This is a genomic window from Kordia sp., from assembly GCF_965224175.1.
Lineage (GTDB): Bacteria > Bacteroidota > Bacteroidia > Flavobacteriales > Flavobacteriaceae > Kordia.
In genome coordinates this window covers 30303-43995 of record NZ_OZ245041.1, presented here as the reverse complement: position 1 = coordinate 43995, position 13693 = coordinate 30303, and the positions used below count along the sequence as shown (strand labels likewise).

At 27.5% G+C, this 13693-nt stretch carries 11 protein-coding genes and 1 tRNA gene; 4 read left to right on the top strand and 8 right to left on the bottom strand.

The genetic code is table 11. The features are described 5' to 3' along the window. Positions 1-310: 310 nt before the first annotated feature. Together ACOQOS_RS00190 and ACOQOS_RS00185 are read right to left on the bottom strand one after the other, a co-directional pair. Entirely contained in the window at positions 311-748 is a 438-nt protein-coding gene (locus tag ACOQOS_RS00190) for a JAB domain-containing protein (RefSeq protein ID WP_420572940.1), read from the bottom strand. 54 nt (positions 749-802) lie between these two features. After that, complete coding sequence (locus ACOQOS_RS00185) at positions 803-1204, bottom strand: hypothetical protein (RefSeq protein WP_420572939.1); 402 nt, start codon at positions 1202-1204, stop codon at positions 803-805. A 268-nt stretch (positions 1205-1472) separates the two neighbouring features. On the opposite strand from ACOQOS_RS00185, the gene ACOQOS_RS00180 reads away from it, so the two are divergent. From ACOQOS_RS00180 to ACOQOS_RS00170, 3 genes are read left to right on the top strand one after another with little or no spacing between them, the layout of a single operon-like run. Next, positions 1473-1754, top strand: coding sequence for a helix-turn-helix domain-containing protein (locus ACOQOS_RS00180; protein WP_420572938.1), 282 nt, complete (start codon positions 1473-1475; stop codon positions 1752-1754). Beyond that, on the top strand, positions 1751-4852 hold the full coding sequence (locus ACOQOS_RS00175) for an SIR2 family protein (protein WP_420572937.1): 3102 nt from the start codon (positions 1751-1753) through the stop codon (positions 4850-4852). The genes ACOQOS_RS00180 and ACOQOS_RS00175 overlap by 4 nt, the downstream gene beginning before the upstream one ends. 18 nt (positions 4853-4870) lie before the next feature. Then, positions 4871-5560: a hypothetical protein gene (locus ACOQOS_RS00170; RefSeq protein ID WP_420572936.1), complete on the top strand. Its 690-nt coding sequence runs from the start codon at positions 4871-4873 to the stop codon at positions 5558-5560. 8 nt (positions 5561-5568) lie between these two features. Here the strand turns inward: ACOQOS_RS00170 and ACOQOS_RS00165 are convergent, their stop codons facing one another. The 5 genes from ACOQOS_RS00165 to ACOQOS_RS00145 all read right to left on the bottom strand — a co-directional run bounded on the left by ACOQOS_RS00165 (position 5569) and on the right by ACOQOS_RS00145 (position 11593). Next, complete coding sequence (locus ACOQOS_RS00165) at positions 5569-6624, bottom strand: DUF3871 family protein (RefSeq protein ID WP_420572935.1); 1056 nt, start codon at positions 6622-6624, stop codon at positions 5569-5571. Further along, positions 6596-7471 (bottom strand): AAA family ATPase, encoded by an 876-nt coding sequence (locus ACOQOS_RS00160; RefSeq protein ID WP_420572934.1) that lies wholly within the window; start codon positions 7469-7471, stop codon positions 6596-6598. The genes ACOQOS_RS00165 and ACOQOS_RS00160 overlap by 29 nt, the downstream gene beginning before the upstream one ends. A 169-nt stretch (positions 7472-7640) precedes the next feature. Continuing rightward, positions 7641-10082: a DEAD/DEAH box helicase family protein gene (locus tag ACOQOS_RS00155; protein WP_420572933.1), complete on the bottom strand. Its 2442-nt coding sequence runs from the start codon at positions 10080-10082 to the stop codon at positions 7641-7643. A 47-nt stretch (positions 10083-10129) separates the two neighbouring features. Further along, entirely contained in the window at positions 10130-11338 is a 1209-nt protein-coding gene (locus ACOQOS_RS00150) for a site-specific integrase (protein ID WP_420572932.1), read from the bottom strand. Between the two features lie 170 nt (positions 11339-11508). Then, a tRNA-Ser gene (locus ACOQOS_RS00145) sits at positions 11509-11593 on the bottom strand. Positions 11594-11986: 393 nt separating this feature from the next. On the opposite strand from ACOQOS_RS00145, the gene ACOQOS_RS00140 reads away from it, so the two are divergent. Further along, the gene (locus ACOQOS_RS00140) at positions 11987-12124 is read left to right on the top strand and encodes a hypothetical protein (protein ID WP_420572931.1); all 138 of its coding nucleotides are present in this window, start codon (positions 11987-11989) and stop codon (positions 12122-12124) included. Positions 12125-12202: 78 nt separating this feature from the next. On the opposite strand, the gene ACOQOS_RS00135 is transcribed toward ACOQOS_RS00140, so the two are convergent. Further along, positions 12203-13603, bottom strand: a complete 1401-nt coding sequence (locus ACOQOS_RS00135) for a hypothetical protein (protein ID WP_420572930.1) — start codon at positions 13601-13603, stop codon at positions 12203-12205. Positions 13604-13693: the final 90 nt, after the last annotated feature.

Genomic DNA, 13693 nt, shown 5'->3' with positions numbered 1-13693 from the left:
AAGCAGTAAATAGCTATATGTAACCTCTACTGCTCATACACTTTATTTTTGATCTTGGTACATTACAGGTCTTTAAAATACCAGTACTCAAATTAAAATATCACTAAGAAATCAGATGTACCAAAACCAAATTAAAAGAGTATATAATCCAAAATCTACTGTGAAACTAAATAGGACTTTACAGTAAAAAATGGATTTTTATGTACCAATACACAATTTAATAATACTCATCATTTGATTTTCTTAATGGTACTTGAAAAACTACACTTTTTCCATAGTACTATATAGAGAAAAGGAAAATATGTAGTTTTTATAATAGCCCATTATCAGCAAAACTGTAATAATCATTCTTTGAAATAATTAAGTGGTCTAATAATACAATATCCACATATTTACAGGCTTTCTTAACTTTTTTTGTAATTTGAATATCTGCTTTACTTGGTTTTAAATTCCCACTTGGATGATTATGTATTAAAGCTATACCACTTGCTAAACATTTTAAGGTTACACTTAGTAGCAATTTAATATCTAACACAGTACCAGATATTCCTCCTTTTGAGAGTTCATAAATACCTAACACTTCATTGGCTCTATTAAGTAGCAATACCTTAATTTCTTCTTGCATTTCCATAGTATCAATATTCCAATACTGTAAAGCTATTTTATACAGAGTGTTACTATCTTGAATTTTAACTCTATTATTATTTGGCAAATTATAAGACACTTTAATTTCTGCTACTTTCATCATAAAAAAGAATTAAATACAGGCATTACACTATTGGTAAAACCTGTATTAGTTATGTTATTGAGCATATTCCAATACACCATTTTGGCTAAACTGCTCAACTTTAGGCTGAAATTTTTCAATAGCTTTTGGAGTTTGTACTTCTTTTGGTTTTACAGTATTTTCTTCTTGAGAATACACCCATCTATGAGATAAGATAATTTCTTCTCCTGTTTCTTTTACTGTGTATGCAAAAGGCTCACATTCTTCTTTAATAATACAGCCTTTCATTTCTGTACCAATTAATGCTGAACAAGTTTGCTCATCAAATGTAGAAGGAATAAATGCTCTTTTTGCTGTTGCATAGAAATTGCCAGTAGTTTGGCTCATTACCATATCAATACCTCCTTGCAGTTCTAAAACATAGAATGATGTACCATCTTCTTTGAGTCTTTCTTTGTAATTAATAATTCTAACCATAGTTTCTTGAATTTTTGAGTTGAAAAAACCACTAGAAACATCAATCTTCTTCTGATAAAAATCACAGCTTTCACCTTGAATCTTTATTGCAGGCAGAAAAATTTGTTTTCTATATAATGTGGCAGGGGGATGTTCCCTCCTGTAAATGGGTGGGGGTGTTTAGGTCAGGTGGTTCACTCTTGAATTACTAATTGTCAGTTTTTTATTATAAAATTTAAAATAAATTACTATATTTGACAAATATTGACAAGTTAAATTAATGCAAGTTATGGATTTAGGTAGTTTAATAAAGAATGAAAGAGAAAAAAAAGATTTACTTATGAGACAATTGGCTTCAATTATTGATGTTGATACTTCAATGATAAGTAAAATTGAAAATGGCTATAGAAACCCTACTAAAGAACAAATTAATAAGATTGCATCTGCATTAGAAATAGATAACAAAATGCTTTTATCTACATGGTATGCTGAAAAGATTTATCAAGACATAAGAGATGAAGATAAAGCATTAGAAATATTAAAATTAGTAGAAAAAAGAATAAAAGAATGAGAGAGGGAATTCACATACCAAATATTTTAATTGAACAAATAAAAAAAGGAGAAGTAGTTCTATTTTTAGGTGCTGGGGCTTCATTTGATTCTTTACACCCAGAAAAAAAGGAAATTCCATCAGCTAAAGGATTAGCTAATTTAATAGCTTGTGATTATTTAAAAGATGAATCACTCAAAGATTATGATTTAAGTTATATTTCAGAAATAGCTATTTCTGAAACAGATTTATTTAGATTTCAAACATTTATAAAGGGTGTGTTTGAGGATTTTAAACCTAATGATTTTCATTCCAATATAGCTTTATATAGTTGGAAATCAATATTCACTACAAACTATGATTTAATTGTAGAAAGAGCTTATGAAAACTCTAATAGCCATCAAGACTTAGCTTCTGTATATAAAAATACCCCAGTACAAAATATTTTTAAAACAGAATACACTCTTCCATATTACAAATTACATGGTTGTATAACAAATATAAATGATGAAAAGACACCTTTAATACTTACAATTGAACAATATATTAGTCATTTAGAAAATAGAGATAGGTTGTTTAAAAAGCTTTATGAATTAGCTAGTGATTTCCCTATTCTCTTTGTTGGCTATGGCTATCAAGATCATAACATTAGACATTTATTGAGTGATATTAAAAAGAATATTAAGGTATCACCTAGAAATTATTACATAAAACCTATAAACAATGATGTAGAAAAAAGACTATTAGAGACAAAACATAATTTAACTGTAATTAATAGTACATTCTCTGATTTTATTAATGAACTTAAAAATAAAATTGATAACAATACTCTTAATTTATCTAAAGCTTTAACAGAGGAAGAACTTCCTATTTATAGTCATTTTATTACATCAAAACCAACAAAAGATAATAAACAATTTTTAAACTTTATTAATAATGAAATTGAATTTGTTCATAGAAATATAAGTATTGAAAATTCAATGCCAAAAGATTTTTTTAAAGGCTACATTCAAGGTTGGGAGCCAATTATTAAAAATTGGGCTATTGAAAGAGATATAACTGATAGTATAATTCTAGAAAGTATTATTGATAATGATGTAAGTACTTCTGATGAGCAATTTTTATTTGTTATCAATGGAAATGCAGGTTCTGGAAAGTCTGTTCTGTTAAGGAAAATAGCATGGGAAGCATCAATTTCATTTAACAAACTCTGTATTTGGTATAAAAAAGGAGTCTTTATTAAACCAGAATTGTTATTTGAACTTTATGAATACACTAAAGAAAGAATATATATTTATATTGAGAATTGTGTTTCCTACAGTATTGAACTTGAAGAAATTTTAAATAAAGCTCAGAAAAAGAAAATACCAATTACAATAATTGCAACAGAAAGAACAAATAGTTGGGCTGCTTATAATGGGAATCTATTAAATTATCTGTATAAAGATTATCTATTAGGTTACTTAAAACCAAAAGAAGTTGATAGTCTTATTTCTAAACTTGAAATGTATAACTGTTTAGGTTATTTAGAGAAAAAAAATAAAACAGAAAGGCTTAAAGAATTAGAATATAAATCAGGTAGAGAGCTATTAGTTGCATTATATGAATCTACATTAGGCAAACCTTTTGAAGAAATAATTTATGATGAATATAATAAAATTAATAATGACAGGGCAAAATCTGTATATATAACAATCTCACTTTTACATCTATTAGGTTCACATGCAAGAGCTGGATTGATTTCAAGAATACATGGTATTACTTTTTCAGAGTTTAAAGAGAAATTCTTTATCCCCTTAAAATCTATAATATTTACTCATAGAAATTATAGAATTAATGATGATGTTTATACCACCAGACACAAGACTATTGCAGAAATAGTATTTAACAGAGTAATTCAAGATGAAGATGAAAGGTTTGATGAATATATTAGAGTTTTGTCCTGTTTAGATATTGATTATGAGAGTGATAGACATGCATTTATTTCAATGACTAAAGCTTCTAACTTGAAAACATTATTCTCTAATAAAAGTAAGATTAGAAAAATTTATGAAAAAGCTAAAGAAAATGTTTCAAATAATGCTAAATTAATTCAGCAAGAAGCCATTTTTGAAATGAAAGAAGGAGATATTGATAAATCAGAAAAACTCCTTGAAAATGCTAAAAAAATTGATGCAAAAGACAATAGTTTAAATCATTCATTAGCAGAAATACTTTATAATAGAGCAATAAAAACAGTAAATATTATTGAAAAGAAATATTATTTAGATGAATGTATAAAAAAATGTAAAGACATTTTAAATAATAAATCATCATATCCATATCATACATTGTCAAAAAGCTACCTAGAACAAATAAAAATACTGCTTGAAGAAGATGAAGTAGACCCCCCAACTTATGAAAGGCTAATTAATAATTTTGAAAAGTACTTAAACATAGCTAAGGCATTGTTTCCAGATGAGGATTTTATAAAAGAAATAGAGTCAAAATTTAAAGAACTCCTTGATGATAAACCTAAGGCTATTTCTATTTTAAAAGAAGCATTTAAAAATAATCCTAACAGTAAATACTTAACATTAAGGTTGGCTAACTTATATTTAAAAGAGAATGACCTTAATTCAGCAAAAAACACACTAGAAAAGAGTTTAAGTGAAAATCCAAATGACAAAGATGTAAATAGTCTTTACAGTTATGTATATTCAGAATTAAATCCAGAAGATTTTACTAATATAAAATATTATTGCAGAAAATCTTTTTTAAAAGGTGATAGTAACTTTTATGAACAATTTTGGTATGCAAGAGCATGCTTCTTAAATGGAGATATTGATGAAGCCAAATCTTATTTTGATAAACTAAAGAAAGTTAAAACTAATCCTAGTATTAAAGCTAAATTGAGAGGTATAGTTAAAAATAAAAACCATGAAACAATAAGATTTCAAGGTACTATTTCAGCTTTTTTTAGAGCTGACAATTATGGCTATATAAAATCAGACAATTTTAAGCAAGATATTTATTTTAAATCTACAACTCCATTTGGAGTTAATGATAGAGTAAGTTTTGAATTAAACTTTAATTACTATGGAAATATAGGAACAAATCTAAAAAAATCAAATTATTAACAGTTTGAAAACTTACAAATGCAAAAAACAGTTGATTTCTATTTTAACATTTTCAAGAAAAAGGGATTGTTTAAATTATTTACTGGTTTAGAAAAGGATTTGAGTTCACAATACAATAAATTAATCAACAATAAGCTAAGTTCTAATATCAATTTAATTGAAGAATTTTACCTTAATGTTTTTACAGGAATTAACAATGAGTCTTATGATATATCTTGGTCTATTCCAAAAGCTGAAAAGTTAATTAAAGACAATAAAATATCTAGTGTAGATATAAATATAAGTCATCTTTATTCTGATGTAAACAACCTTGAACAACAAAAACTACAACATTATCAAAATATAGATGTTGATTTATTTGAGCCTATTATTGTTTCCTATTATGAACCAATAAAAAAACTAATTGTAATTGATGGAAATCATAGAGTATATTGGTCTAATGTAAAAGGTAAAAAGAATATTAAAGCATTTATTTTAAGTCCTTTTTCAAATCCAGAAATAATGAATGAGAAAAATTTTCAGTTATATGTATTTCATCATAACTTAGTAAATCTAATTAATTTATGCTGTAATCCTTTAGATTGGAAATTTGAAGCTAATAAAAGTTTAAATTGGAATACATATTATGGTGATGTAAAATTTAAAAATCTATTTTTCAATAAATTAAAAATGATAATAAAAAAGCCCTATCTGCCTAAGGCAAAATAGGGCATCCATCAACTCAAAAACCAAGAGTGGTTAGAATTTCCACTAATGGCATTTTTAAGTCCATTTGTAAATTCAAAAGCATTAGAATTTCTATCAAGAAATGTATCTATATATGAAGATTTATTGGCAGAAGTAAACAAATTATACACATTCCAAAGATTGATATTACCTTGCTCATTTCTGCAAAAAGATTCATCTAAATAATAATCTTTAGCAATGGTGCTTATTTGACCATCATTTAGTAAAAAATTAGGCAATATCATTTTTTCCTTTTTTGGTAAATAATGATATAATCTGCTTTTACCAATAAGCTGTGCAAATTGCTGTTCAGTTAAACTGTAATTAGGTAATTGTTGCATCTGTTCTAAATGCTTTTCAGCAGAATACCCTTGAATAAGCTCTAATATTTTAGACCTTAATTCTTGATAATTTCTTACCCTCATTTCAGCAGAAAAACCATCTGTAGAAACACATAAATTACAACACACCATATTCTGAAAACCAATAAAAAACTTAAATTTTTCTATTGATTTTTTAGAGTATAAATTCTCATGATTATAAGCCCTTACACCACCAGCAATAAGAGATAGTTTATTTCCATTAATATCTTCTGTAATACTTGGTATCCTTATTACAAAAGCCATTCTTTCAAAATACTGTGTCCTCTCATGAGCCAATAAATCCTTTGCAGATTTATGTATAGCATCTGGTATTCTACCTTTTATTTGGTGGCTTACCCTAATTTCAGGACTATCAATTTGATGATGGTTAAATACAGTACTTACACAATCTTGAGCAATATCTATAAACTCTTGATGTGCTATAGTTTTCTCATTATCTTTAGAAAATACTGGTATAATACAATCATTTTTCAATTCTCTTAATAACACCTTTTGTGTATTAGCTTCTATAAATGGTTTTTGCTCAAATTTAAGAGGTTGATTAATACTGCTTTCTATTTCTAAATTCTGTAATGTACCAGGATGGATTATAAAGTTATTATCCTTTATTGGTGGTACTGGTACATTAGAATTTTTATTGTTGGTTACTCTTATTAACTCCATTGCTACTAAAATTTTGAGGATTAACTAATTGTTCTAATTGTAATTTCTTGGTTTGAAACTGTGGTTGTAAATTCTTCTGAAATTCTGGATTTTCATTATACAGTTTTGTAAGTTCTGATATTGATAATGCAGAGTTTATTTTATCTACAATATCTTTTACAGTTACTGGTTTAGAATTACACCAATTTAATAATCTTTCTCCTGTTTTGGAGGTAATTACAAACTCTGGTTTATTCATAAATAGTCCTGTTCTGTCTTTAGATGCTTTAGCTAAATGTTGGTCATTTACCAATTCAAAATTTACAGTCAGTTCATATTCAAAACCCTCTCTTGTAATTTCCTTTGTACCATGCTTTATAACTTGTGTTCTACCATTAGAACCAACATCTAGTGAATAATCAATTTTTCTCCTGGTGGTTGTAATAATATGACAAGTGGATTGTAATATCTTATCAATAAAGCTTTGATGCATTGGGGTTACTTTAGCCCAATCTTGAAATCTGCCACCATATTTAGCATGAATATCTAAACAACCACCTGTACCATTCCATTCATGGGTAATACTATCAATGATAATAACCTCTATATTGGCTTTTTCACACACTTCTATAGCTTCAATATATCTTTCTGGACTGTAAGGTGCTTTTAAGTCTAAAACATTAAAATTCCCTAAATCTGAGTATAAAGAAGCACTACTATTTTCTGTATCTATAACTGCTATCTTATTCCAGTCTTGTGTCATACCATAGGCTAGTAATAAAGCTGAATGTGTTTTACCAAATCCTGATGCTCCAGATATACCTAATCTGAGTTTTACATTTTGTCTTTTACTTTGTTTTAATTGCATAATTATTTTATTTAATGGTTAATATTTTAATTTATTAATGGTCATTGGAAATGAAAAAAGGTTAATCTCAAACTGAAATTAACCTTTAATACAAATGTGTTTTTATGTTAGAATTTAAACTACACTTTTTCCCTTTCTTATATATAGTAATAGGAAAAAATGTAGTTTTTTATAAAGTTTCATCTGGTGGTGGTTTGTAAAGTAAGTTACAGGTATTATTCCAATTAAGAGTCTTTAATTTATACCCACTCCAAGGTTTCTTCTTTAAAGTAGTCCTAATATAAGAACCCTCAAAAACTGCTTCTATGAGTAATTTATATATAGATTCACACCCTTTTAATTCAGTTTTAATTTTACCAAATGTATTTTCAAAAGAGAAAAAAGGTTGGCTTAAAAACTCATCTTCTTTTCTAAGTTTTTTGAGTATTTCAAAAACTTCTTTTTCTTTGAATTCTTTTTTGAATTTTTTAGTAGGCTTATTTGGAACCCTAAATTTTTCATTTTTTTCAACCTCTATTAATTGGGTTAATTCATATAAAACCTTGAATAACCTTATTCTTTCTATATTATATTCAGAAATATAATTTTCTGGAAAATCTTCTATTTTATATATGGATGAAAAATATATAGATGATTTAATATAGTTATGGTATAAGCTTTTTTTGTGGTTAAAATTAATTTTATTTAACCCCTTAAACTCTTCTGCATCTAGTATTAAACCTAAAAATATTAAATAAACAGTATTTAATTGGCTATCTATTGATTTTTTATTGTCAATATATACAATTTTAGTTTTAAGGTACTCTTTAAAATATTCATGCAACTCATATTTTGAAAGATTTATTGAATTATTTTCTCCCTCTACTAATGAATCTAAAAATTTGACCTCCTTGTCATAAAATTTCTTAATATCCACATATAAGTTTGAAGAACTAAAATAGATTTTAATAATATTAGAAATACTCTTCAAATTACAATTTAAAAATTGATTACAAGCAGAAGCCCAAAGTATATAACTTGCTAAATCACCACCAAAATATTTTTGAGTTAAGATTCTCTCTCCTTTATCAAGAATATAAATTTCTCTTGATGGATAATATAGTCTATTTAAGCCCTCTCTTTTATATTTTGCAATGATTGATTTAGCCTTTTTTACTTGGTATAATGATTCATTATACAACTTAGTTAAATCTTTATCTTGCTCATTAACATTTGAATATGAAACATAGTCTTTGTATCCTGATTTATATTGCTCAAAGGCTTCAAATAATATTTCATTTTGAGGCTCAGAATAAGGTAAGGAGTCTAAATGTATTCCTGTTGGCTGTGCTAAAAATATATGAATATCTCCTTTTTTTCTTTGTCTTGCTAATGCTTGAATAACACTACTCATTCCACTAGAAAACACTCCTTTGTTATTAAAATAATCTATAAAAGCATCTTTTGGCAAGATTACAATATAAGTATGATTTTCTTTTTCAATATTAACACCTGTGGTAAAATTTGTGCCTATATTAATTTTAGTTGAATCATATTTTTTATTAGCCTTTGACTTATCAAAAATATCAGAATAACACCTATTAATTTCTTCTTCAATGGCATATAGATAATAGTTTATTTCTTTTCCTTTTAGTTGATTGTCTGTAACTGGTTTACTTAGAAAAGTTTTTATCAGATTTTTAGAGTAAACCATCATATCAAAAGAATCTCTATCCTTTAGGAGTTGTTTTACAAGCAGTAATAAGCCTTCATCTTTTTCTACTTTTGAGCCTGAGAAAAAATGTAGATGTAAATCACTTTGTTTTTTGGGTATTCTTTTCCTTTCAGACTCAATAATGAAGATGTTTCTTTTTGTGAACTCTGATAAGTATTTTATTACTTCTTTTGATGCTTCATTAAATGTAGCACTAATAATATAGTTCTTAAATACTAGACCTTGAAAATTCCATAACCTATAAATAAATTCTTCTTTAAAATTATGAATTGCAGCATGTATTTCATCAAAAATAATTACTATTTTTTTATTTGATTTCTCACAATAATTTTGAAGATTTTTAAAGTAATTTACTCTTTTTTGAGATGGTAATGGTGCTTCTTCTCCTGGATTCCCTAATAATGAATTTACAGTAAGAATATGAACCTTGTAGTCTTTTTTGCTCTCTCTTATAACATCTTCATCATTAACTGCTCCAAATATAAAATTCTTACTAACCCTCTTCTTTTCTTCTTTATATTTTTCATCTAATTCAAGAATATTGAAAATTTCATTTTCTGGTATATTTTCCTCACAATCTTTTACATATTGCTCAATCAAGTTTTTATATGGAACTGCTATAATCACAATAAATCTACCATCAGAAACATATTTATTAACCATTTTGATGATGGTTCTAGATTTACCTTGACCAACACCTGCATTGATAATTGTAGTATTACAATTTTCAAAATCTTCTACTAATATAGGTTCTAATTTTTCTCCTATATAGCCATCATCATTAGGCTCAATTATTTTCTTTTCTGGTACATTATAATATTTAGAATCAAAATCAGTAGGATTAATTTCTTTAAACTCAATAGGTGTATCTTGGAAATGTATATTTGGTAAACTCATAAATTATAAAACTGTGTTGCTAATGTAAAACAACACAGTTTTAAATCTTACTTTTTATTTAGTTTTTTACTTAATGCCTTCATTTGCTCACTTACTTTTTTCTGTACCACCTTACCATAACTTTCTTCTGTAATACTCATTTTTGAATGCCCTAATAATTTAGAAACTATCTCCATAGGAACATCATTATATAGTAGTACAGTAGTTGCAAATGTTTTTCTTGCTATGTGATGAGTAAGATTTTTAGTAATACCTATCAATTCAGCTATTTCTTTTAAATAAGAATTAAACTTTTGATTTGAAATTATTGGTAATACAGAATCTTTAGATTTATATTTTTCAAGAATAGTTTTAGCAGTAGGTAGAAGTGGTACAGAAATCATTTTATCAGTTTTCTGTCTTTTCATTTGTATCCATAAATTACCATCAAAGTTTTCAATTATATACTTATGCTCTAAGTTTGCCATTTCTTTATAGGCTAATCCTGTATAACAACAGAAAACAAACATATCCTTAACCTGTTGTAATCTTTCTTGTTTAAATTGATGATTTTCTAGTTTTTCAAGTTCATTAACAGTAAGGTAAATAATTTCCTTTTTATATCTTTTTGCTTTAAACAACATAAAAGGGTCTTTTGCTAAATAATTCATTGAAATGCCTAACCTAATCATCTTCCTAAACCTTTGAATACTTTTGTATATAGTAGAAGTTTTAAACTTCTTTTCTGTTTGTAAGTAATATTCAAAATCATACAAAAATTGCTCATTTAAGTCCTTTATTAAATAGTCTTTCTTTTTATATTTTGACTGTAAAAAGGCTGTAATATGGTTTTGGGTTTGATGATATTTTTCCCAAGAAGTAAAAGTAGTTTCAATGTCTATCAACTTTTTCATTCTGTTATTATGATAAGTCATAATATCCTGTAAAGTCTTTTCTTCTTTTGGTTTACCTCCTTTGTACTGAATGTGTATATCATTTACATTAAAATCATTTCCTTGCATCTGGAGTAATAAAAAAGCCTGATTAACTTTTTGTTTTATCAGGCTTAGTTGTGAGTTTTTATAACTGCTATTATCTTCTGTAGGTTTTATAACTTTAGATTTGTTATCCCAAAAATCTGGATTTACAAAAATTCCAGTAGCAAATTGCTTTCTCTTTTGACAGTATGTAATTCTACAAAACAAAGGTGCTTTTCCATCCTGTCTTATTCTGTTTAAAGCAATAACAAACAGAATACTAATTTTATATTGATTCATAATTTTAAAAGTTTAGAGGTTGATACCTTTTTGATTTGAATGATACCTTTTATGACACCCTTTTTGAAATAATAGAGTAGAAATTAAAAAATGAAGTAATTGCAATTCCTCTCTAAACCCTTGAATTATATAGATATAAAAAAACCTCTACATTTCTGTAAAGGTTTTTGCGGAGAAAGAGGGATTCGAACCCCCGGACCTGTTACAGTCAACAGTTTTCAAGACTGCCGCATTCGACCACTCTGCCATTTCTCCGAGTGTCTCATCAGGTATTTCCTGATTGCGGATGCAAATATAGAAACCTTTTTTAATTTTGAAAACAAAATCAGAGGTTTTTTTGAGACTTTTTTTATTTCCGTTAGTAATCAATTGTATTTGTTTGGGTTATCTATTCTCTAAAAATAACTTTATTAAAAATGCACAGTGTATATTTTACTCCATAATCGAAATATTTTTCATTGTTTCTATACAATGCTTCATGGGCTAGCCTCAAAGTCGTTGACTACTTGACTATCAATATATCACCATACTTCTTTGAAGTGCGTGTGCATACACATACCAATTTGCATCTTAAAATGGTGTGAAACCGTACCGAAATGCGTTGCTATTTACATACTTTTAAATTATTAAAACCATAAATTTATTATTATGAAAAAGCAAAGTTTAAAAACACTAAGGTTAAACAAAAAGGCAATTTCTTCTTTTGATTCTTCTAAAGTAAAAGGAGGATATTCACATTCTAACATGCAGAATGGAACAAGAGAACATTGTTGTTATCCTTTGTAGAAAGCAAAAAGCGAACTCTGAGGAGTTCGCTTTTTTTATCATACTATCTAATTCAAAATAATATAGACAATAAAAATATTAGCGTTCATTTCTATTCGTCAAATTATAGGTAATGGATAAAAAGAAAGAGGTCTTAAATACTTTCTCGGTAACATTGCCCAAATCAAAATCGGCAGTAGTATATTCATTCCCTACTATAAACTCTGATTCTTTTAGGCGTTCAACATTCAAAAAGCTTAATCCCGCATTTAGCATTACTTTTTGCTGTTTTCCCATTACCAATGTAACACCTGTGTAAAAACTTAGATTAGCGTCTTCTATACTTTGAAAACCAGCACCAACACCAAATAATCCTCCCCATGAAGTTCCTTTACCCGATCTGTCGTAAATATGCATAAACGCTCCTACTCCTGGGTTTAAAGCATTGTTATTATCTCTTTCTCGTAAAACAGACATTCCTGCTGTTTCGCTATCTTCTAAGAAGAAAACCTCATCTTGTGCTCCTTTTCCAAAAGCAAATACGGGTCCTACACTAAAATCTACTTTTAGTCCTCCTTTTACAGGTACGTCAAAGCTAAAATCTGTGATACTTTTGTGTGCTGCAAGTGTATTAGTTTGTTCGGGAGTAGCAGTGACTTTAAAATTTAAAAAATCGCTATCTGCTTGTACAGGAGGTGCTATTACGGTAAAATTATTCTCATTCGTTAATTCTGTTTCTAAAAAAGTCACTTCACTATATAAGGTAAATAACGAGGTTTTATTGACAGTAGCAGCCACCTTCATTGTAGTATTCATATTAGCATTAATTAAAGACATTTTATTTTGCTTTACAGTATCATTTCCTCTACTATTGGCTATAATACTCATAGCAGTTACAAATTCTGCTTGAACTTTGTCCTTATCGGTGTTAGCAGTATCAAAAGTTGGTAACAAAAGAGCCAATGACGTTGGTATTTTATATTTAGCTTTCACTGCTGTTACCGCAGCATCCATATCTGTACGAGAAATATCTCTTTGTGCTAATAGGACTAAATCTATTCGTTTCAATTTTAGCTGAAATAAGATTTTTTTTATATTTCGCAAATCTTGTTCATAGGTATCAACAGCATTTTTAAAATTAGGTTGGCTCGTATATATTTCTAAACCTTTATTATTAGTTAACTCCTCTAAGGCACTGTCTACTTCTGGTGTTTCAGCAGTTGCGTCTAGTTCCTCTTTACTGAGTCTAAAAAGTGCTTGTAATTCACTTGGCACAGGTGTTTCCAATTCTACATTTTTCCCTTCAATGACAACCTTGTACAAAAACTTATTGATGTTTTTTATTTTGAATGAATGAAACTCACCAAACTCTACAGGCTCAAGCAGTGTTTTATTCTTGGTAATTAAGTTTAGTTTTTGCCAATCAATTATTATTTCTTCTTGGGCATTTGTGATACTAAAAAAGGAAAATGTAAGTAGTAGTATAAATGTTTTTTTCATGATACGCTTGTTTTATAGTTGAGGTATAAAAGTAGTTTGCGCTTCATAGGCATAGAATACCTATTAATGGGTAATTTGTATTTCAACTGC

Bases quoted from the DNA above. Each gene is read 5' to 3' on its own strand.
- ACOQOS_RS00190 (WP_420572940.1), bottom strand. From the start codon at position 748: ATGATGAAAGTAGCAGAAATTAAAGTGTCTTATAATTTGCCAAATAAT.
- ACOQOS_RS00185 (WP_420572939.1), bottom strand. From the start codon at position 1,204: ATGGTTAGAATTATTAATTACAAAGAAAGACTCAAAGAAGATGGTACA.
- ACOQOS_RS00180 (WP_420572938.1), top strand. From the start codon at position 1,473: ATGGATTTAGGTAGTTTAATAAAGAATGAAAGAGAAAAAAAAGATTTA.
- ACOQOS_RS00175 (WP_420572937.1), top strand. From the start codon at position 1,751: ATGAGAGAGGGAATTCACATACCAAATATTTTAATTGAACAAATAAAA.
- ACOQOS_RS00170 (WP_420572936.1), top strand. From the start codon at position 4,871: ATGCAAAAAACAGTTGATTTCTATTTTAACATTTTCAAGAAAAAGGGA.
- ACOQOS_RS00165 (WP_420572935.1), bottom strand. From the start codon at position 6,624: ATGGAGTTAATAAGAGTAACCAACAATAAAAATTCTAATGTACCAGTA.
- ACOQOS_RS00160 (WP_420572934.1), bottom strand. From the start codon at position 7,471: ATGCAATTAAAACAAAGTAAAAGACAAAATGTAAAACTCAGATTAGGT.
- ACOQOS_RS00155 (WP_420572933.1), bottom strand. From the start codon at position 10,082: ATGAGTTTACCAAATATACATTTCCAAGATACACCTATTGAGTTTAAA.
- ACOQOS_RS00150 (WP_420572932.1), bottom strand. From the start codon at position 11,338: ATGAATCAATATAAAATTAGTATTCTGTTTGTTATTGCTTTAAACAGA.
- ACOQOS_RS00140 (WP_420572931.1), top strand. From the start codon at position 11,987: ATGAAAAAGCAAAGTTTAAAAACACTAAGGTTAAACAAAAAGGCAATT.
- ACOQOS_RS00135 (WP_420572930.1), bottom strand. From the start codon at position 13,603: ATGAAAAAAACATTTATACTACTACTTACATTTTCCTTTTTTAGTATC.